The following is a 24,979-nucleotide window of genomic DNA, read 5'->3' as shown; positions in this document are numbered from 1 at the left end:
AAGTTGGTTTTTTTTTGTCTATATTAAGGTAAAGAGCAGCCCTTTATGGAGAAGTAGGCGCTAGTTATTTCTAGATATCCAAGCTTTTCTTACTGAGCGGCGCCAAATCAAGTCAATACCAAAATAGCCAATAACACTGGCAATAGATGCACACACAAGCGAACCCACTAAAAAAGCGGGGCCAATTGTCGTTAAACTTTCTATAAACCATGCCCAACTTGCTTCAAACGCAAAATGTTGCTCAGGTTGATTTAGCACTAATGTACCAACCAAGTACGAGCCGTAAAAGATAGGTGGCATTGTAAGTGGGTTAGTGATCCACACTAAAGCAACTGATATAGGCAAATTAACTCTTAAGATTATGGCTGCGGCAGCGGCTAGCACCATTTGAAAAGGAACAGGGATGAATGCAAAGAAAAGTCCAACGGCAAAAGCACCGCGTGCTGAGCGTCGATTTAAATGCCAAAGGTTAGCATCATGCAAAAGACGACCAAATATTTTTAGTGATTTGTGATGTCTAATTTTATTTGGATCAGGTAAAAACCGTTGGATCGTTTTTTTAGCCATTTAAAGCAACCATTTACGTCTGTGTGGATGAGTCTTGGATTTGTTGTCGGTGTCGTTATTACCGTGTTTTATTATCAAACCCTTGAATTTACAATTATCACAATTTCAATCCTCATTGTGAGCACGTATTTTAAGCCGTTTTTAACTGTATTGTTAGGCTTTATTTGCGGTATTTGCTGCGTAGCAGCACATTTTATCTTGTTTTATTCATTTGAGTTACCTGAACAGCACGAAAAATATGCTTATTCAGTCGATGTTGTTGTAGAAGAGGTTATTTCTGCTACACCTCCCCAATATGTAAAAGTTAAATTAACGCGTTTGGAAGACAGTGAATATAGTCACTTTAGGGCACCTTATGCCTTATTAAGTATCAATTTTGCACAACCAATTCATTCTGGTGATGCTTTTAATGCTCAAGTGAGACTTAAAAACTATAGATCCATTAAGAATTTTACTGTTTTTGATAATCAGCTTTATGCTTTTACACAAAAGATAGCGTTTAAAGGTACGGTGCTCAATAAACAGCTTAATATTAAAAGCTCTCAAAAAAGTAATGCCGTTTCAGCCTATAGAGTTTATGTCAAAAAGTTGGTAAATAATGCTGAGCTTAATTGGCTCTATTATACGTTGTTAACTGGCGATAAGTCTTTAATGACATTCGAGCATAAAGAGTTAATGCAGAGTCTTGGGTTAAGTCATTTATTAGCCATTTCTGGGTTACATATCTCTCTAGTGTTTGGTTTTTGTTATTTTGTCACACGGTTTTGTCTTAAGTTGGTTAAACCTGAACTAAATCAAGCATTAAATGTTTCTATTGTTTATAGCGCTGTTGGTTTTGTTGTAGCTTTTATTTATGTTTATTTAAGTAATTTTATCATTTCTGCAACCCGCGCTTTAATTATGTTGGGCTGTTATTTGCTACTTTATTATTTGGCAAAGCAGTCATTGAGGTGGCGCAGTATTTTATTCGCACTGGTCATTATTTTAGCGATTAACCCATTTAGTGTATTAAACCCAGGGCTTTACTTTTCGTTTTTAGCAGTATGTATTATTTTTATTGTTTTAAAGCAATTTCCGCTTCGGGGTAACTCATTACTAGCCAATATACGAACATTATTTATTATTCAACTGGGATTATTTATTGGCTTATTACCCTTGTCATTATACTTTTTTAATGGTGTGAGTTTAGCGGGTTTAGTTTTAAATCTTGTGGCTATTCCCATTTTATCTTTTTTATTAATGCCTGCTTTATTTTTAAGTGTGTTGCTGGGATTATTAACCGATTGGCATGCATTTATTGTGTTATATGATTTTCCACTGACCAATTTGTATCAAATGTTGCAGGCAATACCTCAGCAGATACGTTGGCTTAATGTCGGGCAGGTAAGTATAACCATCGTGGTGCTGCTTTATAGTGTTGTACCCTTACTTTATTTTATTGAGCTTCGCTTACTAGCCTGCATTCCGATTTTGACTTTGCTTTTTAACTATTACTTTACGCAAACCAGCCTTTGGCAGTTAAACGTATTTGATGTAGGCCACGGTTTAATGGTACTGATAGAAAAAGATAAACATGCGTTTATTTATGATTTTGGCCCAAGTTACTTTAATCGCTTTAGCCGTGTCACTAGTGTTTTACTCCCCTATATTGATGCTCATAGCCTAACGGTAAGTAATGCGATTGTGAGCCATCAAGATAACGACCATGCTGGAGGCGTTACACATTTTAAAAAAGCGGGTTATGCAACGAGCTTTGAGTATTTTCATCCAAGTGGTGTATATAACGACTGCATAGCATCAAGGATAGATTTTCAAGGCTTGAGTATTCAAACCTTTGCAAAAGAGGAGTTTAATAACAGTAATGATAATTCCTGTGTCGTTAAAATCTCAAGTGCCAACCATAGTGTGCTTCTCACTGGTGATATATCAAATGCGAGGGAGTTTAAATTAATTAAACAAGGGCATGATTTACAAAGTACCGTTTTGTTAAGTCCTCATCACGGCAGTGGTAGCTCCTCCAGTGTCGAGTTTATCAAGGCCGTAAACCCAACATTCGTGATTCATTCAAGTGCGTATCAAGGCCAGTGGCAATTTCCAAGTAAAGCGGTAGTTAAGCGTTATAATAGAGTAAACGCCAAACAATATAGCACCGGTGATGTAGGGCAAATTCGGGTTGATTTTTATGTCAACCACGTTGAGCTAAGTACCGCAAGAGGGGCGGAAAGTTATTGGTTTATCAAAGATTGACGTTTTGTTTTGCTGTTGCTAAGGATACAATAGGGGCTGTTACTGGTTTTAGAGAGTGTTATGGAACAAAGTACTACACAAATATATAAACGGCTTGTTTCTTACGTTGGTGCTTATAAGTCGATTGCCATCGTTGCGATTATTGGAATGATAGGTTATTCAGGTATGGATGCGTTATTCATTCAACTTATGAAGCCGTTTATTGATGAAGGCTTAAATGAGCGCAATAGTCAGGTGCTTACCTACGCGCCATTTGTAGTTATTGCGCTGGTTATCGGGCGTGGCGTATTTAACTTTATGTCATCGTACTGTTTAAGCTATGTTGGCTCACAAGTAGTGAGGGCGCTTCGCCAAGAGCTGTTTGAGCATATATTACACTTACCGGTATCGTTTCATGATAAAAACTCAACCGGTGATCTAATCTCAAAAATCACCTTTGACACCGAGCAAGTTCAACAAGCAATTACCAAAGCATTGCTTATTGTTGTGCGTGAAGGTGCTTTTGTGGTGTTTTTACTCGCTGTGATGTTTTATACCAGTTGGCAGTTGTCGTTAATCTTTTTAGTTATTATCCCGTTGGTAGCTATTATAGTAGCTGTGGTATCTAAACGTTTTCGTCATATCTCGAAAAATATTCAGTCAGCGATGGGACAAGTTACCCGTAGTTCAGAGCAAATGCTCAGTGGTCACAAAGTGATCCATGGCTTTGGCGGGCAAACACAAGAAATTGATGAATTTTCTAAAATTAATAATCATAACCGCCAACAACGAATTAAAATGGATGCGACCAAGGCGCTAAGTGTCTCTATTATTCAAATTTTGGCTGCCAGTGCTATGGCTGTTATTTTATGGGTTGTGTCGATGCCCTCTATGATAGACAGTATTAGCTCTGGGGATTTTGTCGTACTCATCTCATCGATGATGATGTTACTGCGCCCATTAAAGCAACTTGCCAATGTAAACAGTGACTTACAGCGAGGTATTTCAGCTGCTCAGAGTGTTTTTTTAGTGTTAGATGAAGAAATTGAAAAAGACACGGGTACCTTTTCGGTTGATAAGGTAAAAGGGCATATTGAGGTGAATAATGTGACCTTTAAATACCCAACCAAGGATGAAGCCGTGCTTAACGATTTATCACTGAACATAAAAGCCGGTGAGAGTATTGCCCTTGTTGGCCGCTCTGGCTCGGGTAAATCGACTATTTCTAACTTGTTACCTCGTTATTATGACCTAGAAGCACCAAGTGAAATTTTACTCGATGGCATTGCTCTTAACGAATACAAGCTTACTGATCTTCGCCGTCAATTTGCGTTAGTGTCGCAACAAGTGGTGCTATTTAATGACACGATTGCCAATAATATTTGTTATGGTTTACAACGCGAAATCTCTATCGAAGAGCTTCATGACGTTGCAAAACAAGCCCATGTGTGGGAGTTTGTAAAAGACTTACCTGAGCAACTTAACACTATGGTTGGCGAGAATGGGGTAATGCTTTCAGGTGGGCAACGTCAACGTATTGCGATTGCCCGTGCTATTTTAAAAGACGCGCCTATTTTAATTTTAGATGAAGCGACCTCAGCCTTGGATACTGAGTCTGAAAAGCTTATCCAACATGCTCTTGATACATTAATGAAAGATAAAACCTCCATTGTTATCGCTCATAGGCTATCGACTATTGAAAATAGTGACCGTATCTATGTGATTGATAACGGTAAAGTGATAGAAAGTGGTACGCATACTGAATTATTGACTAACGATGGTACCTACTCAGCTCTTTGTAAAATGCAGTTTGGTGAGCAGGGGTGAGTAAAATAGAGCAAAGCTGGTACAAACCTTTTAGCTTAATTACCTTATTGTTATTACCACTGTCCGCTATTTTTGGCTGTGTTGCTCTAGTGCGCAAATACTGCTACGAAGTGGGTGTTTTTAAGCCATTTGTTAGTAATACTCCAGTAATTGTTGTTGGCAATATAAGTGTTGGCGGCAATGGTAAGACTCCATTTGTATTGTGGCTACATGATTACTTAACCGCACAAGGCTTATCTGTTGGTTTAATTAGTCGCGGCTATGGTGGGCAAGCAGCCCATTACCCATTATTAGTAACTGCAAATACGACGACTTTAGAAGCAGGGGATGAGCCGGTACTTTTATTTAACCGTTTACAATGTCCGTTAGTTGTGGGGCCAAATAGACAGAAGAATATAGAAATGCTCAATCATCAGTTTCAGCTTGATGTAATTATTTCTGATGATGGCATGCAACACTACAAAATGGCACGCAGTATTGAATGTTGTATTGTTGATAGCGAAAGAAAATTTGGTAATGGTTTTTTAATGCCAGCAGGACCACTTCGCGAAACGGTTTCTCGTTTAAACAGTGTTGATTTAGTCATTGAAAATGGTTCTGAACATGAATTTAGCTATCGCTTGCAGCCATCAATTATTAAACGTGTTGCTGATAATACTGAGATAACAACGGCTATAGAAACAGCGCATGCTGTAAGTGCAATCGGTAACCCTCAGCGCTTTGAAGCATCATTAAAAGCACAAGGTATAGCGTTGTTATCAACACATCATTTTCGCGACCATTATGCTTATACCGCCAATGACTTTGCTCAATTTGGTGAGGACTGTGTATTAATGACAGAAAAAGATGCGGTTAAGTGTCGTGACTTTGCCAAGCCAAATTGGTATTACTTGCCGGTTGACGCTCAACCAACTGCAGCTGTAATAAACACATTAAATTTATTATTAAAAGAAAAAGGGATCCACCATGGCCTTTGATACAAAATTACTCGAAATTATTGCTTGTCCTGTGTGTAAAGGTAAGTTGCGCTTTGATAAACAAAACCAAGAGCTGATCAGTACAGCAGCAAAGCTAGCTTACCCGGTACGTGATGATATTCCGGTGCTACTTGAAAATGAAGCTCGTGAATTGACTCTTGAAGAGGTAGAAAAGTGGAATTCGTAGTTGTTATCCCTGCGCGTTACGCTTCTACTCGTTTGCCAGGTAAACCACTCGCTGATATTTGTGGCAAACCAATGATACAGCATGTGTATGAAAAAGCCTGTTTGTCAGGAGCTAACAAGGTGGTTATTGCCACCGATCATCAAAAAGTGTTTGATGCTGCTAAACGTTTTACTAGCAATGTTTTGATGACACGTGAAGATCATCAATCAGGCACAGAGCGCTTAGCCGAGGTGGTTGATTTACTTAATTTAGCCGATGACACTATCGTGGTGAATGTACAAGGTGATGAACCTTTGTTATCCCCTGATAACGTATCGCAAGTGGCGACATTATTAGCGCAATCAACGGCACCAATGGCAACCTTAAGTGTTGCTATTGAAGAGCGTGATGAAGTGTTTAATCCTAATGCGGTTAAAGTGGTCAGTGACATTAATAAAAATGCCTTGTATTTTTCAAGAGCGAGCATTCCTTTTGATAGAAGTACCATGATGGCAGAGCAGCAACCACTGAATTTAGCGCCTTTTCAACGCCATGTGGGTATTTATGCTTACCGTGCAGGATTTATAAAGCAATATATTGAATTAAGCGTTTCACCATTAGAAATACTTGAATCGTTAGAGCAGTTACGCGTGCTATACCATGGTTATGCAATTAAAATAGAGCAAGCATTAGTTACCCCTCATGCAGGAGTCGACACACCAGAAGATTTAGCTAAAGTGGTTGCCCATATTCAAAGTAAAAGCGTGTGAATACAGCACAAACGCCTATATTAAAAGTGCAATATACGCATGATGATTTTTACATCATAAATAAACCGCAAGGGCTTAATTTTCATTCTGAAGAAGGCCCTGGTTTTGTGGTACTAGCTGAGCAACAGTTAAACGAAAAATTATTTGCGGTACACCGTTTAGATAAAGTCACCTCTGGATTGATTATACTCGCGCGAAGCAAAGCGGCAGCAGCAGAATTTACGCAATTATTTACTCAGCATGCGATTAATAAATTTTATCTAGCGGTTAGTGATACCAAGCCTAAAAAAAAACAAGGCTGGGTTAAAGGTGATATGGCTAAGTCTCGCCGTGGCACGTATAAATTATTAAACTCACAGAGTAACCCCGCTATTACGCGTTTTTATTCGTTTAGCTTTAAAAGCGGTTTTAGAGCTTACCTATTAAAACCCTATTCGGGTAAAACTCATCAACTCAGAGTTGCTTTAAAGAGTTTGGGTGCCCCCATAATAGGTGATGCGAGTTATGCAGGGAGCCCTGCAGAGCGCACCTATTTACATGCATTTGCGCTGGATTTTTTATGGAAAGGGCAAAAAATACAACATACCCTGTTGCCACAATCTGGTAAAGAGTATGCGCAATTGATTAAACATCAAGATTTTGATTCTTGGCAAACGCCGTGGAAATTGGATTGGTAAATGAGTGAACAAGTAACTGATATCCGCTTTGGTGGTATTAAACGACTATATGGTCAACAGCAATTTGAGTGGTTACAGCAAGCACATTTTTGTGTTGTAGGTATTGGTGGTGTAGGCAGTTGGACTGCTGAAGCACTAGCGCGTACCGGCGTGGGTAAAATCACCTTAATTGATTTAGACGATATTTGTGCAACCAATGTAAATCGTCAAATTCATGCCTTAACAGGCACAATAGGGGAAGCTAAAGTTGAGGCGATGAAGGCGCGCTGCGAGCTTATCAACCCTGAGTGTGTAGTGAATGTGATTGATGACTTTATTACCCTTGATAATATTCAACAGCATATTCAAGGTTTTGATTATGTAATAGATTGTATAGATGCGGTAAAAGAAAAAGCAGCATTAATAGCACACTGTAAGCGTAATAAAATGCCTATAATCACCACGGGCGGCGCAGGTGGGCAAACCGATCCTAGTCAAATTACTTTTGGTGATGTGGCAAAAACGACTCAAGATCCATTGCTTGCAAAAGTGCGTTATATTTTGCGTAAGCAGTATAATTTTAGTTCTAATCCAAAACGTAAATTTAATATTGACTGTGTATATTCAACAGAGCAGCTTGTTTATCCAGGTAACGATGGCAGTGTGTGTCATGCGAAACAAAATGCAGATGGCAGTATGAATATGGACTGTAATAATGGCTTTGGCTCAGTGACGATGATAACTGGAAGTTTTGGCTTCTTTGTTGCCGCTAAAGCAGTGAGAAAATATTTAGATAAGCGTGCACGTTTAAATATTTAACTACAGGCTGCTTATCATACTGTTATAAAAAGCGCTTAACGCGCTTTTTGTTTAGCTAAGGTTTGTATTTTTTCAACCATGGCTTTTACCCCATTGCCGCGAGAAGCGCTTAAGTGGCTAATTAAGCCAAGCTTTTCAAATTCTTCATAGGCATTAATGTTTAACACCTCTTCTGGTGTTAAACCGTTATACAGAGCTAAAATTAACGCCAATAAGCCTTTTACTATGCGCGTATCAGAATCACCAATCACAACCAATGCATTTTCTGTTAAATCAAATTCAACAAACATCCACACTTTACTTTCACAACCTTGCACAAGCGCATCGTCTGTTTTTAATATATCGGCTAATGGCGGGAGTGTTTTACCAAGCAACATAATTTCACGGTATTTCTGTTGCCAGCTTGCACTGTTTTCAATGTTTTTACTTACCAGTTGGTATGCGTGAGTCATTATTTATCCAAATTAGTCTAATAAAGCGATGCATTCTTTAAGCGCAGTAATAAATTGGTCTACATCTTTAGTCGTATTATAAAATGCAAAACTCGCTCTGAGTGAGCCATTTAGTTTCAAATGGGTCATCAACGGTTGGGTACAATGATGACCACTTCGCACTGCAACACCATAGCCGTCAAGTAAAGTTGCCAGATCGTACGGATGTTCATTTTTATAATTAAAGCACAATGTACCAATGTTCGATTTTAGGTCGCTATAAATACTAATACCGTCTATTTGACTCAGTGCGTTCGCTGCATAAATAAACAACTGTTGTTCATATTGTTTTAATGTTTGCTGATCAAGTGCCATTAAATACTCAAGCGCCGCACCAAAGCCTAAAACACCGGCTATATTTGGCGTCCCGGCTTCAAATTTAGCGGGAGCGTCACGATAAGTGCTTTGCGTTAGGGTCACTTTTTCAATCATTTCACCACCTGTTTGGTAAGGTGATAATGCATTAAGTGCGCTGTAGCGGCCATATAAACCGCCTAATCCGGTTGGCCCCAACATTTTGTGAGCTGAAAACACGTAAAAATCACAATCAAGCTTTGTTAAATTAGGTCTTAAATGCAAAGCGCTTTGTGCGCCGTCGACTAAAGTTAACGCATCTACTGCCTTTGCAGCGGTGATCAGCGGGGTTAAATCGGTAATATTGCCCAGCGCATTAGAGGCTTGTGTAACAGCTAGCAGCGCAGGCTTTGTGAGTTTAATCACGTCACAGCACTGGTTAATATCAAAGGTGGCATCGTCATTGAGTGGCAGCACTTTTAACGTTGCACCAGTGTATGCCGCGAGTTCTTGCCATGGCACAATATTCGCGTGATGCTCGATTGGGCTAATTAAAATGGTGTCGTTAGTTGTTAATGTATTTCTTAGGCCATGTGCAACTAAGTTAATCGCCTCAGTAGCACCTTTAGTCCAGACAATTTCATTACCGCTTACCTGAAAATAATCAGCAACGCGTTGACGTACTAGCTCATAAGCCGTTGTAGCTTGCTCACTAAGGGTGTGACGGCCGCGATGAACATTTGCATTCTGACAGGTGTAAAACTTGTTAGTAGCGTCAATCACGCATTGTGGCTTTTGCGTTGTTGCAGCCGAGTCTAAATAAACCAAAGGGTAGCCATTGATTGTCTGATTTAGAGTAGGGAAATCATTACGGATTGTTTTAGGATCAAACAAGGACACAGACATAGGCTCATAAAGTTAATCAATTCGGGCAGGAATTGTAATCGGTTTAAGATAATTCTCAAGTAACATGTAATAAAAAAGGCCGCAATAGCGGCCTTTTAAAGCTAACTTTACAGCTTAGCGCTTGTCAGTTGCTTTGTAATCACGGGCTGTTTCACCTGTGTAAAGCTGACGTGGGCGGCTGATCTTGTGGCCAGGTTGAGAAAGCATCTCATCCCAGTGTGAGATCCAACCTACAGTACGTGCCATTGCAAAAATTACAGTGAACATACTTGTAGGAATACCAATCGCTTTTAAGATAATACCTGAGTAAAAATCTACGTTAGGGTAAAGTTTCTTCTCAACAAAGTACGGGTCTTCAAGTGCAATTTGCTCAAGCTTCATTGCGATATCAAGCAATGGATCTTGAATGTTTAGCTCTTCTAACACTTCATGACACGTTTGACGCATTACTGTTGCACGTGGATCGAAGTTTTTGTAAACACGGTGTCCAAAGCCCATAAGACGGAACGGGTCCGCTTTATCTTTTGCTTTTGCTACGTATTCGTCAATGCGATCAACTGAGCCAATTTCTTCTAACATGTTTAAACATGCTTCGTTAGCACCGCCGTGAGCAGGGCCCCAAAGTGATGCAATACCCGCAGCAATACATGCATAAGGGTTAGCACCAGAAGAACCAGCTAAACGTACTGTTGACGTTGAAGCATTTTGTTCGTGGTCAGCATGAAGCATGAAGATTTTATCCATTGCTTTAGCTGTTACTGGGTTTACTTTGTATTCTTCTGCAGGCACAGAGAACATCATGTGTAAGAAGTTTTCTGCATAGCTTAAATCATTGCGTGGGTATACAAACGGTTGACCGATGTTTGTTTTGTATGCCATTGCTGCAATTGTTGGTAACTTAGCAACTAATTTAATAGCGCTTGTTTTACGTTGAACTGCGTCTGTGATATCAAGATCTTCATGGTAAAAAGAAGATAAAGCACCAACCACACCACAAAGCATTGCCATTGGGTGAGCATCAAAGCGGAAACCTTGGAAGAAATTTGCTATTTTCTCATCTAGCATGGTGCTACGAGTGATTTTTGTAGCAAAATCATCGTACTGCTCTTTAGTTGGTAACTCACCATTTAATAGTAAGTAACATAACTCAATGTAGTTAGAGCTTTCTGCTAACTGCTCGATTGGGTAACCACGGTGTAGTAAAACACCTTTACCACCATCGATGTAAGTGATGGTAGATTCACAAGAACCAGTCGACATGAAACCTGGATCATAAGTAAAGTGACCATGTGAGCCGAGTGTACGTACATCAATTACATCTTGGCCAGCAGTACCTTGATAAATTGGAAGTTCGATTGGATCTAGCCCATCAATATGGACTGTGGCTTTCTTATCTGCCATCTATGTATCTCCTATTAAGATAACTATTCTGATTTTTATATTCTAAAATCTATTCTAAGCACATCTTTACATTTTAACGTGAAAGAGGGGGTTAAAGTCAATTTTTATAAGTATTATGCATATATGTATAATAAATATTCGGTATAGATTGAATATTATACCATTGGCTAATTCGCAAACGACTCAAAGTAAACAAGAATTGTAAAAGAGCCTCCGGCTATATATACTAACGGAGGTTTTTAACCGATTTGTATTTGGGTAAACTTTTTTTTACATAATATTTTTCATAAAAAGTGAACTTTATTAGTATTAATACGTTTATTTTGATAGTTCCACCAGAAACATTTGGTGGGTTTTAGAAAAACAAGTAGATGAGCCCCACTGCGGGCAAGATGGGCAAGTAACTGTGAAAAAGCAAAGACCTGTAAATCTAGATCTAACAACTATATCTATGCCGGCAACGGCTAAAGCTTCAATTTTTCACCGCGTCACCGGTGTTGCATTATTTTTTGCTTTAACGTTTGTCATTTGGGCTTGGTCAGAGTCTCTTTCTTCAGCTGAAGGTTTTGAATTCGTCAAGGGTCTGTTTAACGGATTCATTGCCAAATTTATAGCTTGGGGCACCCTTTCTGTATTGGGTTATCACCTTATCGGTGGTATCCGTCACATCATTATGGATATGGGGCATTGGGAAGAACTTGAATCAGGCAACACTAGCGCTAAAATTGCAATGGCACTTGGCGTTGTGTTTGCTGTATTGGCAGGGGTGTGGATATGGTCTTAAATCAAGCAACTCTTAAACGTGATGGCGTACAAGATTTTGTATCTCTACGCACAACGGCATTAATAATCAGTGCATATGCAATTTTTATTATTGGCTATTTTTTAGCAATGCCAGAAGTCACATATGACGCCTGGACAGGCCTATTCTCTAACCTAGCAATGAAAGGGGCGACATTAATCACCCTAGTTTGCATTATGGTTCATACCCGTATCGGCCTTTGGCAGGTTCTAACCGACTATGTAAAGGGCGCTAAATTGCGTGCTTTCTTAGGCTTTGTACTAAACCTAATGGCTGTTGCTTACGTAGCTGTAGGTTTAATCGTTTTATGGGGTGTTTAAGTGAAATATTCTGTTCGTGAATTTGACGCCGTAGTAATTGGTGCCGGTGGTGCAGGTATGCGCGCTGCTCTTGCTATTACTGAATCTGGCAAAACATGTGCACTAATCTCTAAAGTTTTTCCGACACGCTCACACACTGTATCTGCCCAAGGTGGTATTACAGTAGCGTTAGGTAATTCGCATGAAGATAACTGGGAATGGCATATGTATGATACCGTTAAAGGTTCCGATTTTATCGGTGACCAAGACGCTATCGAATACATGTGTAATACAGGCCCAGAAGCTATTACTGAATTAGAGAACATGGGCTTACCATTTTCTCGTTTTGAAAATGGCCGTGTTTACCAACGTCCTTTCGGTGGTCAATCGAAAAACTTTGGTGGTGAACAAGCTGCACGTACCGCAGCAGCTGCTGACCGTACTGGTCACGCATTATTACATCTTCTATATCAACAAAACGTTAAAAACAAAACAAATGTATTTTCTGAATGGTATGCACTTGATTTAGTTAAAAACGATAATGGCGATGTAGTAGGTTGTACAGCGATTGAAATTGAAACAGGTGAAATCACTTTCTTCAAATCAAAAGCAGTTGTGTTAGCTACTGGTGGTGCAGGTCGTATTTTTGCATCAACAACTAATGCTCACATCAACACTGGTGACGGTGTTGGTATGGCGACTCGTGCTGGTATTTCTATGCAAGACATGGAAATGTGGCAGTTCCATCCGACAGGTATTGCAGGTGCTGGTACGCTAGTAACCGAAGGTTGTCGTGGTGAAGGCGGTTATCTTTTAAATAAAGATGGCGAACGCTTCATGGAGCGCTATGCACCAAATGCTAAAGATTTAGCATCTCGTGACGTTGTTGCTCGTTCAATGATGACAGAGATTCGTGAAGGTCGTGGTTGTGATGGTCCTTGGGGTCCTCACCTTAAGTTGAAACTTGACCACTTAGGCGAAGAAACGCTTAATTTACGTCTTCCAGGTGTATGCGATCTTGCTAAAACATTTGCTCACGTTGATCCTGCAAAAGAACCAATTCCAGTTATCCCAACATGTCATTACATGATGGGTGGTGTGCCAACTAACGTAAATGGTCAAGTACTTAATATCGATGCCGCTGGTAACGAAAAAGTAGTACAGGGTTTATTTGCTGTTGGTGAGATTGCATGTGTATCTGTTCACGGTGCTAACCGCTTAGGTGGTAACTCATTACTTGATTTAGTTGTATTTGGCCGTGCTGCTGGTAACTTCTTAGGTAAATACCTAAATGACGTTGAAATTTCTAAAGCGGCTTCTGAGTCTGATTTAGAAGCGTCTTTAGCTCGCTTTAACCGTTGGGAAAGCTCAACAGTTGGTCAAGGCGAAGACCCAGTACAAATCAAGAAAGACCTACAACAGTGTATGCAGCTTAACTTCTCGGTATTCCGTGAAGGTGACTCAATGGCAACTGGTCTTACTGAGCTTAAAGAAATTCGTGAACGCTTACAGCATGCACGTCTTGATGATAAATCATCAGACTTCAACACCATGCGTATTGAATGTTTAGAATTAGACAACTTAATGGAAACAGCTTACTCAACTGCAGTAGCTGCAAACTTCCGTACTGAAAGCCGTGGTGCACACTCTCGCTTTGACTTCCCAGATCGTGATGACGAAAACTGGTTATGTCACTCAGTATTTAATCCGGTAACGGATGAAATGAGCAAGCGTAAAGTAAACTACGAGCCCAAGCTACGTGAAGCATTCCCACCTAAAGCACGTACCTACTAGGAGCGAGACGATGGCACAAGTACAATTTTCAGTTTATCGTTACAATCCGGATGTTGACAACGCACCTCGTATGCAAGAATACACTTTGCAAACTGAGGAAGGCCAAGACATGATGGTATTGGATGCACTTTTATTATTAAAAGAGCAAGATCCTACACTATCATTCCGTCGTTCATGCCGTGAAGGCGTGTGTGGTTCAGACGGTGTAAACATGAATGGTAAGAACGGCTTAGCATGTATTACTCCTTTATCTACGCTACAAAAAAATGGCAAAGGTAAAATCGTAGTACGTCCATTACCGGGACTTCCTGTTGTTCGTGACCTTGTTATTGACATGAGTCAGTTCTACACTCAATACGAAAAAGTAAAACCGTATCTAATAAATGACGAGCCTGCTGCAGGCGAACGTCTTCAATCTATCGAAGAACGTGATAAATTAGATGGGCTTTATGAGTGTATTTTATGTGCATGTTGTTCTACATCGTGTCCTTCTTTCTGGTGGAATCCAGATAAGTTTATAGGTCCAGCAGGCCTTCTTCATGCTTACCGTTTCTTAGCTGATAGCCGAGATACTGCAACAGAAGAGCGTTTAGCTGACTTAGACGATGCATTCAGTGTGTTCCGTTGCCACAGTATCATGAACTGTGTTAGCGTTTGTCCTAAGGGTCTTAACCCGACTAAAGCAATTGGGCAAATAAAATCTATGTTATTAAACCGCTCGGTTTAATTTCAAGTAGACGAAAGATGGCTAATATTTTATTAGCCATCTTGTTATATAACTATTAATTTCTGCGCTAAAAAAAAGGGCTTATAAATGCACGAAGGTGTGATGAAGGCATGGCTAGAATCTTCACATTTAAACGGCGGTAACGTTGCTTATGTTGAAGAGCTTTATGAAGCGTATTTAGACGATGCGACTTCGGTGCCAGAAGAATGGCGAGAAGTGTTCGAACAATTACCAAAAGTAGATGGTGTGGATGTTGAAGTAAAACATTCAGAAGTTCGTTCACAATTTGCGGCGCTTGCTAAAAACAAGCATAGAGAAGTAGTGGTAGCAGAGGGCAGTGGCGGTGACCTGAAACAGGTTAAAGTTCTGCAACTTATTAATGCTTTCCGTTTTCGTGGACACCAAAATGCAAACCTAGATCCACTAGGTATTTGGCAACGCGAACGTGTACGAGATTTAGAGCTAGAGTACCACGACTTATCAAATGCTGACTTTGACCGCGAATTTAACGTAGGATCGTTTGCCGTAGGCCGCGATACTATGCCTTTAGGTGAGTTATACCAAGCACTAAAAACTACATATTGTGGTTCTATTGGCGCAGAGTATATGCACATCACATCAACAGAAGAAAAACGTTGGTTACAACAGCGTTTAGAGTCTGTTCAGTCTAGGCCACAATTCGATAAAAATGAAAAGCTACGCATCCTTAAAGGATTGACAGCGGCTGATGGTCTTGAAAAATATTTAGGGGCTAAGTTCCCGGGTGCTAAGCGTTTCTCACTTGAAGGTGGCGATGCGTTAGTGCCTATGCTTAAAGAGCTTATACACCGCGCGGGTGAAAGTGGCCAAAAAGAAGCCGTAATCGGCATGGCTCACCGCGGACGCTTGAACGTACTTGTGAATGTGCTTGGTAAAAATCCATCAGAATTATTTGATGAATTTGCTGGTAAACACAAAGATACTTTAAGCTCAGGTGATGTTAAATACCATATGGGTTACTCTTCAGATTTCGCGACCAAAGGTGGCAATGTGCATATGGCACTTGCGTTTAACCCATCGCATTTAGAAATCGTTAATCCTGTGGTTATGGGGTCTGTGCGCGCACGTCTTGATCGTCTAAACGACAAAACGGGCAGCAAAGCACTTCCTATTACTATTCACGGCGACTCTGCAATCGCAGGTCAGGGTGTAGTACAAGAAACGTTTAACTTATCACAAACTAATGCATTTAGTTGTGGTGGTAGCATTCGTATTGTTGTCAATAACCAAGTTGGTTTTACAACAAGCAAGCAAGACGATGTACGCTCTACTGATTACTGTACTGATATTGCAAAAATGGTTCAATCACCAATCTTTCACGTAAACTCTGATGATCCTGAAGCGGTTGCGTTTGTTACGCAATTAGCGCTTGATTTCAGAAACCAGTTTAAACGTGATGTTGTGATTGACCTTGTTTGTTACCGTCGCCATGGTCATAACGAAGCTGATGAGCCTAATGCTACACAGCCTGTTATGTATCAAAAAATTAAAAAACACCCAGTTCCTCGCTTAATCTATGCAGATCAGTTAATTTCGGAAGGTTCTTTCACAGAAAACGAAGTGAAAGCACTTGCAGATGATTATCGTAATGGCTTAGATGATGGCAACTGCGTAGTTGAAGAAATTCAACCAGAAACGTCACATTCTTCTGATTGGGCTAAATACGTTGGTCATGATTGGAATGTTGACTACGACGCGAGCGTTTCTGTAGAGAAACTCAAAGAGCTCGGTAACATTGTCGCAAGCTACCCTGAAGATCACAAAGCGCAATCACGTGTTAAGAAAATATACGATGATCGTAAAGCTATGGCAGCTGGTGAAAAAGCACTTGATTGGGGTATGGCGGAGACTTTAGCGTATGCAACTATTGCAGCTGAGGGCACTGACATTCGCCTAACAGGTCAAGACTCTGGCCGTGGTACCTTCTTCCATCGCCATGCGGTTGTTCACGGTCAACAAGACGGTGCAACATACTTACCACTACAAAACATTAGTGAAGATCAAGGTACGTTTGAAGTATTTGATTCGGTGCTATCTGAAGAAGCGGTATTAGCGTTTGAATATGGTTATGCAACAGCAGAGCCGACCTCACTTGTTTTATGGGAAGCGCAATTTGGTGATTTCGCCAATGGTGCACAAGTTGTTTTTGACCAATTCTTAAGTTCAGGTGAGCAAAAGTGGGGTCGTTTATGTGGCCTGACATGTTTGCTACCACATGGTTATGAAGGCCAAGGCCCTGAGCATAGCTCTGCACGTCTTGAGCGCTTTTTACAGCTGTGTGCTGATCATAATATGCAAGTATGTGTACCATCTACACCTGCACAAGTTTATGCAATGCTTCGTCGCCAATCGGTTAGACCTCTTCGTCGCCCATTGATTGTTATGACGCCAAAATCATTGCTTCGTCACCCATTAGCTACATCATCGCTTGAAGAACTATCAGAGGGCGTATTCCACAATGTGATCGATGAAATTGATGATATTGATGCTAAGAAAGTAGAACGTGTTGTATTTTGTAGTGGTAAAGTTTACTACGAATTATTACAAGAGCGTCGTAAACTTGAGCAAGACAACATTGCTATTGTTCGTGTTGAACAGTTATACCCGTTCCCACATGACGAAATGAAGACGATTATTGAGCGTTATCAGCATGTTACTGATTTTGTATGGTGTCAGGAAGAGCCGCAAAACCAAGGTGCTTGGTATTGTTCTCAACATCACTTTATTGATGCAATTCCACAAGATGCAAAATTAAAATATGCTGGTCGTAAAGCTTCAGCATCACCTGCATGTGGTTATATGTCAGTACATACTAAAGAACAACAAGCGCTCGTTGCCGACGCGCTTACTATAGAAAAGAAAGGATAAGCAATGAGCACAGAAATTAAAGTTCCTGTTCTTCCTGAGTCGGTTGCAGATGCTTCCGTTGCTACATGGCATGTAAGTGTTGGCGACAAAGTAAGCCGTGACCAAAACTTAGTAGATATTGAAACAGACAAAGTGGTTTTAGAGGTGGTTGCACAAAACGATGGTGTAATCACTGAAATTTCACAAGAAGAAGGTGCTACGGTACTTGGCGACCAAGTGATCGGTTTAATTGGCGATGCAGATGAAGCACCGGCAACTAAAGAGTCAAAAGAAGATGACTCAGCATCAGATAAATCAGAAGACGCGCCTGCGGCGCAATCAGCACCAGCATCAGAAGGTAAAGAAGTGGATATTAAAGTACCTGTACTTCCAGAATCAGTTGCAGATGCAACAATTGCTACTTGGCATGTTCAACCAGGTGACGCGGTAACACGCGACCAAAACTTGGTAGATATTGAAACAGATAAAGTTGTACTTGAAGTTGTTGCCCAAGAAGACGGCGTTATGGGTGAAATAATCCATGACGAAGGCGATACCGTTCTTGGTGAGCAAGTAATTGGTAAGGTAAAAGCAGGCGCTGCACCAGCTAAATCTGAAGCTAAAGCGAATGCACCAGCAGCCAAAGAAGAAAGCTCAAGCGATAGTTCAGATGTGCTAACGCCATCAGTTCGTCGTTTAATTGCTGAGAAAGGCCTTGATGCTTCAAAAATCAAAGGTTCAGGTAAAAATGGCCGTGTGACTAAAGAAGATGTTGATCAATTCTTAAAAGCACCTGCTCCAGCAGCAAAAACAGAAGCAGCACCAGCAGCACCAATGGGTGACCGTACTCAAAAACGTGTGCCTATGACACGTTTACGTAAAACCATTGCTAATCGTCTTCTTGAAGCGAAAAACTCAACTGCAATGTTAACCACGTTTAACGAAGTTAATATGAAGCCAATAATGGATCTTCGTAAGCAGTACCAAGAAGTATTTGAAAAGCGTCACGGTATCCGTTTAGGTTTCATGTCTTTCTATGTGAAAGCGGTAACTGAAGCGTTAAAGCGTTTCCCAGATGTAAATGCATCAATTGATGGCGATGATATTGTTTATCACAACTATTTCGACATCAGTATTGCTGTTTCTACGCCACGTGGCTTAGTAACGCCAGTACTTAAAGATTGTGACAAATTATCAGTTGCAGAAATCGAAAAAGGTATTCGTGAACTAGCTCTTAAAGGTCGTGATGGCAAGCTAACACTTGACGATATGACTGGCGGTAATTTCACTATTACTAACGGTGGTGTATTCGGCTCATTACTATCAACACCAATCATTAACTTACCGCAGTCTTCAATCTTAGGTATGCACAAAATCCAAGATCGTCCAATGGCTGTTAATGGTAAAGTTGAAATCTTACCTATGATGTATTTAGCGTTATCTTACGATCATCGCCAAATCGATGGTAAAGAATCAGTTGGTTTCTTAGTAACAATTAAAGAGTTACTTGAAGATCCAACACGTTTACTGCTAGATGTTTAATGAAGTAGTATGAAATATAAGCTGTGAGTTAAAATCACAGCTTTTTTTTTGCGCCTAAGGTCATACTGGGGTTTTCATGTAGCGCCATGAGATCTATACTAGGCACGCAATTTGGGATAGTTGTTTATTTGCATAAATATTCAGCTCTTTTAATATAAAAAATTGGATAAAGCATCATGAATTTGCATGAGTATCAGGCAAAACAACTTTTTGCCGAATATGGTTTACCAGTTTCTCAAGGTTTCGCTTGCGATACACCTGAAGAAGCTGCAGCAGCTGCTGAAAAAATTGGCGGCGATATGTGGGTTGTTAAAACTCAGGTTCACGCAGGTGGACGTGGTAAAGCTGGCGGTGTAAAGCTAGTTAAAACTATCGACGAAGTTAAAGCGTTTGCAGCTAACTGGTTAGGTAAAAACCTAGTTACTTACCAAACAGACGAGAAAGGCCAGCCAGTTGCTAAAATTTTAGTAGAAAGCTGTACAGATATCGCAAACGAACTGTACCTAGGTGCTGTTGTTGACCGTGCTTCTCGTAAAGTTGTGTTCATGGCGTCTACTGAAGGCGGCGTTGAAATTGAAACTGTTGCTGAAGAAACACCAGAACTTATCCACAAAGCTGAGATTGATCCTTTAGTAGGTCCTCAAGCTTACCAAGCTCGTGAGCTTGGTTTTAAATTGGGTCTTAACCCAACACAAATGAAACAGTTCGTTAAGATCTTTATGGGTCTTGGCAACATGTTCAACGATTTCGATTTCGCATTACTTGAAATCAACCCACTAGTAATCACAGATGAAGGTAACCTTCACTGTCTAGACGGTAAAATTGGTATCGATGGTAATGCACTTTACCGTCAACCTAAAATCCGTGAAATGCACGATCCATCTCAAGAAGATGCACGTGAAGCTCACGCAGCAAGCTTCGAGCTTAACTACGTAGCCCTAGATGGTAACGTAGGTTGTATGGTTAACGGTGCAGGCCTAGCAATGGGTACTATGGACATCGTAAACCTACACGGTGGCAAGCCAGCTAACTTCCTAGATGTTGGTGGCGGCGCGACTAAAGAACGTGTTTCTGAAGCATTCAAAATCATCCTTTCAGATGACAACGTTAAAGCTGTTTTAGTTAACATCTTCGGCGGAATCGTTCGTTGTGACATGATTGCTGAAGGCATCATTGGCGCAGTTAAAGAAGTAGGTGTAACAGTTCCAGTAGTTGTACGTTTAGAAGGTACTAATGCTGAATTAGGCCGTGAAGTACTTGCTAAGTCTGATCTTAACATCATCGCTGCTGAATCATTAACAGACGCGGCTGAAAAAGTTGTTGCTGCTGCGGAGGGCAAATAATGTCTGTATTAATCAATAAAGATACAAAAGTTATCTGTCAAGGTTTCACTGGTGGTCAAGGTACTTTCCACTCAGAGCAAGCGCTTGAGTACGGTACACAAATGGTTGGTGGTGTAAGCCCAGGTAAAGGCGGTCAAACGCACCTTGGTCTTCCAGTATTTAACACAGTACGTGACGCTGTAGAAGCAACAGGTGCAACTGCATCTGTGATATACGTACCAGCACCTTTCTGTAAAGATGCAATCTTAGAAGCTATCGATGCAGGTATCGAGCTGATTGTTTGTATCACTGAAGGTATTCCTACACTTGATATGGTTGACGTTAAAGTTAAACTAGATCAAACAGGTACTCGTATGATTGGTCCAAACTGTCCAGGTGTTATCACTCCTGGTGAGACTAAGATTGGTATCATGCCTGGTCACATCCACAAGCCTGGTAAAGTAGGTATTGTTTCTCGCTCTGGTACTTTAACGTACGAAGCAGTTAAGCAAACTACAGATGCTGGTTTTGGTCAGTCTTCTTGTGTTGGTATTGGTGGTGATCCAATTCCAGGTACTAACTTTATCGACGTTCTAGAATTGTTCGAAAAAGATCCACTAACTGAAGCAATCGTAATGATTGGTGAAATTGGTGGTACTGCAGAAGAAGAAGCTGCAGAGTACATCAAAGCTAACGTAACTAAACCTGTTGTTTCTTACATTGCTGGTGTTACTGCACCAGAAGGTAAGCGTATGGGTCACGCTGGCGCAATCATCGCTGGTGGTAAAGGTACTGCTGATGAGAAATTTGCTGCATTAGAAGCTGCGGGCGTAAAAACTGTACGTTCACTTGCTGATATCGGTAAAGCACTTAAAGAAAAAACAGGCTGGTAATCAGCGTTTATTCTTTAAAAAAGGCTCGCAATTGCGAGCCTTTTTGTTATCTAGAGTTCAGATACCTAATTAACCACAGTTCAGTTTAATTAATATGGGTAACTTATATGCTGAAAAAAGCGTACTGATAAGTCTTGGCGTTGCTTATTAATTGCTAACTCATCGCATAATCCATGAATAGTTTTTTCTACTTGGTTCATAAAGCGACCATAGCCAATTTCATGTTTATTATGCTCAGCTGCCACAATGACAAAATTCAGTGTTTCGACTAATTTATCGGCTTCAAAGAATACTTTTATTTGTGGTGCTGAATCTTCTATATCAAAACTAATTTTTTGTAGCTCTTCATTTCCTTCATTTCTATCAACTTGGCTGTTGCGAATTATTGGCATTGCGCCATTGGCAACCATTGCAGCATGGGTGAGTTTATTGTCTTCACATAATTGGGTAAATAGTTTTGAAAAGTGGGTGTAGAACGGCTGATAAGTTTGGCTGTTAATCTCACTTTGAAACTGCGTTTTAATATTACGTGTTACCGGTACCGAGAAGGTGACATAGGTCATTTCTGCGTGTGTGCTTGGTATCTCGCATTGTCTTGATTGATAACGAGGATATAAACTTCTTAATTTATAACCGTAACTTTCTTTATTGCCTTTTTCTTTAGCGAATAAATCATAGGTCAAATGCTGATGATCACGTAATTTAAAGCTTGGTTGCTCTACAAATAATTGCTGTTGTAAAAGATCCAAAACTTTTTGTACATTATTATGGAATTGGGCGGAGTGAGCGCGAATATCATCCCCAGTGGCTAAAAACAGTAAGCGAATCTTTTTGCTTTGCTGATCTTCGGTGTAATGAAGTTTATGTGCTTCATGGTAACGAGGGTTATAGAAAAACAACATTTGCTTATCGGTTTCAAGTTGATAAGACTCATCATGAAATCGCACGACCGGCAGTTTATCATTGGCGAGTAAATGCACATTGTGAAGTTCATATTCATCACAAGCGGCAAATAGTTGGCGAGCAATACGCTGATAACACGCATTAATATTACTAAAGCTCTTATAAAACTCATCGTTTGGCGTGATTTCAGCTAATAAATAATGGTTTGCTCTAGCATTGCTTGGGATATAAACACGGTGTTGATTTAATGAAGCCATCTTTCGTTCCTGTAAGTTGGGTTTATTTTTATACTATAGAATGCTTTGATGACTTAAATATTGCGCTAAAACAAATTTTGTTCATAAACTATCCCTTATTAAACAAACTTTGTTAATTACCAGCATAAACCCGTATCTATTACTGTATGTTACGCTTGGTTTTTGTAATAATGCATTAGTTTTGTTATCACGCAATATACAGAGGTTTATACTCCTATGGCGGAAATCGAGAATCGCCCAAGTAACTTTATTAGAACCCGAATTGATGAAGATTTAGCAAGTGGAAAACATGCCACAACGCATACCCGTTTTCCACCAGAACCAAATGGCTTTTTACATATTGGCCATGCAAAATCAATTTGCCTAAATTTTGGTATCGCCAAAGACTATAACGGTTTATGTAACCTTCGTTTTGACGATACAAACCCAGAAAAAGAAGATATTAACTACGTTAATTCAATTAAAGAAGACGTACAGTGGTTAGGGTTTAATTGGGATGGTGAGATTAAATATTCGTCAAACTATTTTGATGTGCTTTACGGCTATGCAGTAGAGCTAATTGAAAAAGGTTTAGCGTATGTGTGTTTTTTAACAGCCGATCAAGCGCGTGAATATCGCGGCACATTAAAAGAGCCAGGTAAGAATAGCCCTTATCGCGATACTTCGATTGAAGAAAACCTCGCATTATTTGAAAAGATGCGCAATGGTGAATTCAAAGAGGGCGAATGTGTACTGCGCGCAAAAATTGATATGGCAAGCTCATTTATGGTGCTACGCGATCCAATTATTTACCGCGTTCGCTTTGCTCATCATCACCAAACTGCTGATAAATGGTGCATTTACCCAATGTATGACTTCACGCATTGTATTTCTGATGCGCTAGAAGGTATAACACATTCATTATGTACCTTAGAATTCCAAGATAACCGTCGTCTTTACGACTGGGTTCTTGATAATATCAGCCTTGAATGCCATCCACAGCAAATTGAATTTTCACGGTTAAACCTTGAATACACAATTATGTCAAAGCGTAAGCTTAATGACTTAGTGGTAAATAACAAGGTAGAAGGGTGGGATGACCCGCGTATGCCAACGATTGCGGGTCTTCGTCGTCGAGGTTATACACCGGCTTCAATTCGTGAGTTTTGTTTACGTATTGGTATTACTAAACAAGAAAATATGGTTGAAATGGGTATGCTTGAAGCGTGTATCCGTGATGATTTAAACGAAAATGCACCGCGTGCGATGGCTGTACTTGATCCGGTTAAAATCGTGATTGAGAATTATCAAGCCGACACTGTTGAAACATTGTCAGTTGCTAATCACCCAAATAAAGAAGAAATGGGTCGTCGTGATGTGCCTTTTACCCGTGAAATTTTTATTGAACGTGAAGATTTCCGCGAAGAAGCAAACAATAAATTTAAACGTTTAGTACTTGATAAAGAAGTACGTTTACGTGGCGCTTATGTAATTAAAGCCGAGCGTGTTGAAAAAGACGATAACGGTGAAATTACCACTATTTACTGTACTTACGATCCTGAAACATTGGGTAAAAACCCAAGCGATGGGCGTAAAGTAAAAGGGGTGATCCATTGGGTGTCAGCACCTGAGTCAGTGACGGCGGAAGTACGTTTATATGACCGTTTATTCAGTGTGCCTAATCCTGCAGCAGCAGAAGATTTTGAAAGCACATTAAACCCAGAGTCGTTAGTTGTTATTAATAATGCAAAACTAGAACCTTCACTGGCAAATTCACAGCCTGCGCAAGGTTTCCAGTTTGAGCGTACTGGCTATTTTTCACGTGATAGTAAATCTGAGAATGTGGTATTTAATCAAACTGTGGGTCTGCGCGACTCATGGGCTAAAATAGATCAGAAGTAATTCTGTTCTATTTTAGACACAAAAAAACCTGCTTTTAGCAGGTTTTTTATGCAATTAATAAAAATTAACTGTTGTTTTGTGCAAACGCCTTACATGCGTCTTTATCTTCACACTCACCGTATAGGTAAAGAGAGTGGTTAGTTAGCTTAATACCGTTTTCTTCAGCAATCTCGAGTTGACGACGTTCAATTAAGTCATCTTCAAACTCAACAACCTTGCCACACTTTAAACACACTAAATGGTCATGGTGAGTACTGCCAGAAAGTTCAAATACAGACTTGCCACCTTCAAAATGATGACGGCTAACAATACCTGCATCATCAAATTGGTTTAAAACACGGTAAACAGTCGCAAGACCAATTTCTTCGCCTAGATCTAATAAAACCTTGTAAACATCTTCAGCGCTTATGTGTTGGTTATCTGGAGATTGAAGAATCTCTAAAATTTTAATACGCGGTAAAGTTACCTTTAGCCCGGCTTTTTTAAGTTCCAAGTTATGATCAGTCATTAAATCTGTCTCAATTTTATTTAGTTATACTAGACATCTTGCAAGATGTACTCGTCACAATAATA

The 24,979-nt window shown here is 40.1% G+C and carries 22 protein-coding genes; 16 read left to right on the top strand and 6 right to left on the bottom strand.

The annotated features are described in order from the left end of the window. Window positions 1-60: 60 nt before the first annotated feature. A complete protein-coding gene (locus P3J6_RS12890; protein ID WP_138606077.1) occupies window positions 61-567 on the bottom strand; it encodes a DUF2062 domain-containing protein in 507 nt (168 codons plus the stop codon). Here P3J6_RS12890 and P3J6_RS12885 point away from each other — a divergent pair. The 7 genes from P3J6_RS12885 to tcdA are packed head-to-tail and all read left to right on the top strand — an operon-like array spanning window position 547 to window position 8,008. Beyond that, window positions 547-2,814 (top strand): DNA internalization-related competence protein ComEC/Rec2, encoded by a 2,268-nt coding sequence (locus P3J6_RS12885; protein WP_198523230.1) that lies wholly within the window; start codon window positions 547-549, stop codon window positions 2,812-2,814. The two genes, P3J6_RS12890 and P3J6_RS12885, sit on opposite strands and share 21 nt — an antisense overlap. Window positions 2,815-2,874: 60 nt before the next feature. Continuing rightward, window positions 2,875-4,620 carry a lipid A export permease/ATP-binding protein MsbA gene (msbA, locus tag P3J6_RS12880; RefSeq protein WP_198523229.1) on the top strand — a complete coding sequence of 582 codons (1,746 nt, stop codon included), beginning with the start codon at window positions 2,875-2,877 and terminating at the stop codon, window positions 4,618-4,620. Then, window positions 4,617-5,597, top strand: coding sequence for a tetraacyldisaccharide 4'-kinase (gene lpxK / locus P3J6_RS12875; protein WP_198523228.1), 981 nt, complete (start codon window positions 4,617-4,619; stop codon window positions 5,595-5,597). The genes msbA and lpxK overlap by 4 nt, the downstream gene beginning before the upstream one ends. Beyond that, window positions 5,587-5,784, top strand: a complete 198-nt coding sequence (locus tag P3J6_RS12870; RefSeq protein WP_138606085.1) for a Trm112 family protein — start codon at window positions 5,587-5,589, stop codon at window positions 5,782-5,784. The genes lpxK and P3J6_RS12870 overlap by 11 nt, the downstream gene beginning before the upstream one ends. Further along, window positions 5,772-6,533 (top strand): 3-deoxy-manno-octulosonate cytidylyltransferase, encoded by a 762-nt coding sequence (gene kdsB / locus P3J6_RS12865; protein ID WP_198523227.1) that lies wholly within the window; start codon window positions 5,772-5,774, stop codon window positions 6,531-6,533. Before P3J6_RS12870 ends, kdsB begins: the two co-directional genes overlap by 13 nt. Next, the gene (locus P3J6_RS12860) at window positions 6,530-7,210 is read left to right on the top strand and encodes a TIGR01621 family pseudouridine synthase (protein WP_198523226.1); all 681 of its coding nucleotides are present in this window, start codon (window positions 6,530-6,532) and stop codon (window positions 7,208-7,210) included. Before kdsB ends, P3J6_RS12860 begins: the two co-directional genes overlap by 4 nt. Beyond that, window positions 7,211-8,008, top strand: coding sequence for a tRNA cyclic N6-threonylcarbamoyladenosine(37) synthase TcdA (gene tcdA / locus P3J6_RS12855; protein WP_198523225.1), 798 nt, complete (start codon window positions 7,211-7,213; stop codon window positions 8,006-8,008). Window positions 8,009-8,043: 35 nt separating this feature from the next. Here the strand turns inward: tcdA and P3J6_RS12850 are convergent, their stop codons facing one another. From P3J6_RS12850 to P3J6_RS12840, 3 genes are all read right to left on the bottom strand, one after another. Continuing rightward, the gene (locus tag P3J6_RS12850) at window positions 8,044-8,460 is read right to left on the bottom strand and encodes a SufE family protein (RefSeq protein ID WP_198523224.1); all 417 of its coding nucleotides are present in this window, start codon (window positions 8,458-8,460) and stop codon (window positions 8,044-8,046) included. Between the two features lie 12 nt (window positions 8,461-8,472). Then, window positions 8,473-9,699 carry an aminotransferase class V-fold PLP-dependent enzyme gene (locus tag P3J6_RS12845; protein ID WP_198523223.1) on the bottom strand — a complete coding sequence of 409 codons (1,227 nt, stop codon included), beginning with the start codon at window positions 9,697-9,699 and terminating at the stop codon, window positions 8,473-8,475. Window positions 9,700-9,813: 114 nt separating this feature from the next. Next, the gene (locus tag P3J6_RS12840; RefSeq protein WP_138606097.1) at window positions 9,814-11,100 is read right to left on the bottom strand and encodes a citrate synthase; all 1,287 of its coding nucleotides are present in this window, start codon (window positions 11,098-11,100) and stop codon (window positions 9,814-9,816) included. A 406-nt stretch (window positions 11,101-11,506) separates the two neighbouring features. Between P3J6_RS12840 and sdhC the strand changes: the two genes are divergently transcribed. From sdhC to sucD, 8 genes are all read left to right on the top strand, one after another. Then, a complete protein-coding gene (sdhC, locus tag P3J6_RS12835; protein ID WP_010390126.1) occupies window positions 11,507-11,884 on the top strand; it encodes a succinate dehydrogenase, cytochrome b556 subunit in 378 nt (125 codons plus the stop codon). Further along, complete coding sequence (gene sdhD, locus P3J6_RS12830; protein WP_055012091.1) at window positions 11,875-12,222, top strand: succinate dehydrogenase, hydrophobic membrane anchor protein; 348 nt, start codon at window positions 11,875-11,877, stop codon at window positions 12,220-12,222. The genes sdhC and sdhD overlap by 10 nt, the downstream gene beginning before the upstream one ends. After that, complete coding sequence (sdhA, locus tag P3J6_RS12825; protein WP_008112088.1) at window positions 12,223-13,995, top strand: succinate dehydrogenase flavoprotein subunit; 1,773 nt, start codon at window positions 12,223-12,225, stop codon at window positions 13,993-13,995. Window positions 13,996-14,005: 10 nt separating this feature from the next. Beyond that, a complete protein-coding gene (locus tag P3J6_RS12820) occupies window positions 14,006-14,722 on the top strand; it encodes a succinate dehydrogenase iron-sulfur subunit (protein WP_010390121.1) in 717 nt (238 codons plus the stop codon). A gap of 87 nt (window positions 14,723-14,809) precedes the next feature. Then, complete coding sequence (gene sucA, locus P3J6_RS12815) at window positions 14,810-17,629, top strand: 2-oxoglutarate dehydrogenase E1 component (RefSeq protein WP_054200999.1); 2,820 nt, start codon at window positions 14,810-14,812, stop codon at window positions 17,627-17,629. Between the two features lie 3 nt (window positions 17,630-17,632). Then, a complete protein-coding gene (gene odhB, locus P3J6_RS12810; protein WP_198523222.1) occupies window positions 17,633-19,150 on the top strand; it encodes a 2-oxoglutarate dehydrogenase complex dihydrolipoyllysine-residue succinyltransferase in 1,518 nt (505 codons plus the stop codon). Window positions 19,151-19,326: 176 nt separating this feature from the next. Continuing rightward, window positions 19,327-20,493 (top strand): ADP-forming succinate--CoA ligase subunit beta, encoded by a 1,167-nt coding sequence (sucC, locus tag P3J6_RS12805; protein ID WP_008464053.1) that lies wholly within the window; start codon window positions 19,327-19,329, stop codon window positions 20,491-20,493. Next, on the top strand, window positions 20,493-21,365 hold the full coding sequence (gene sucD, locus P3J6_RS12800) for a succinate--CoA ligase subunit alpha (protein ID WP_198523221.1): 873 nt from the start codon (window positions 20,493-20,495) through the stop codon (window positions 21,363-21,365). Before sucC ends, sucD begins: the two co-directional genes overlap by 1 nt. Before the next feature lie 89 nt (window positions 21,366-21,454). On the opposite strand, the gene P3J6_RS12795 is transcribed toward sucD, so the two are convergent. After that, window positions 21,455-22,525: a DUF3083 family protein gene (locus tag P3J6_RS12795; protein WP_198523220.1), complete on the bottom strand. Its 1,071-nt coding sequence runs from the start codon at window positions 22,523-22,525 to the stop codon at window positions 21,455-21,457. Window positions 22,526-22,741: 216 nt separating this feature from the next. Between P3J6_RS12795 and glnS the strand changes: the two genes are divergently transcribed. Next, the gene (glnS, locus tag P3J6_RS12790) at window positions 22,742-24,406 is read left to right on the top strand and encodes a glutamine--tRNA ligase (protein ID WP_198523219.1); all 1,665 of its coding nucleotides are present in this window, start codon (window positions 22,742-22,744) and stop codon (window positions 24,404-24,406) included. Window positions 24,407-24,470: 64 nt separating this feature from the next. Here glnS and fur read toward each other — a convergent pair whose 3' ends face one another. Continuing rightward, on the bottom strand, window positions 24,471-24,914 hold the full coding sequence (gene fur / locus P3J6_RS12785) for a ferric iron uptake transcriptional regulator (RefSeq protein WP_010390113.1): 444 nt from the start codon (window positions 24,912-24,914) through the stop codon (window positions 24,471-24,473). Between the last annotated feature and the right edge of the window lie 65 nt (window positions 24,915-24,979).

It is taken from the genome of Pseudoalteromonas sp. 3J6, assembly GCF_903995135.1.
In the GTDB taxonomy this organism is placed as follows: Bacteria; Pseudomonadota; Gammaproteobacteria; order Enterobacterales; family Alteromonadaceae; genus Pseudoalteromonas.
Note: the sequence above shows the minus strand (reverse complement) of the source record. Positions and strands in the feature narration are given on the sequence as shown.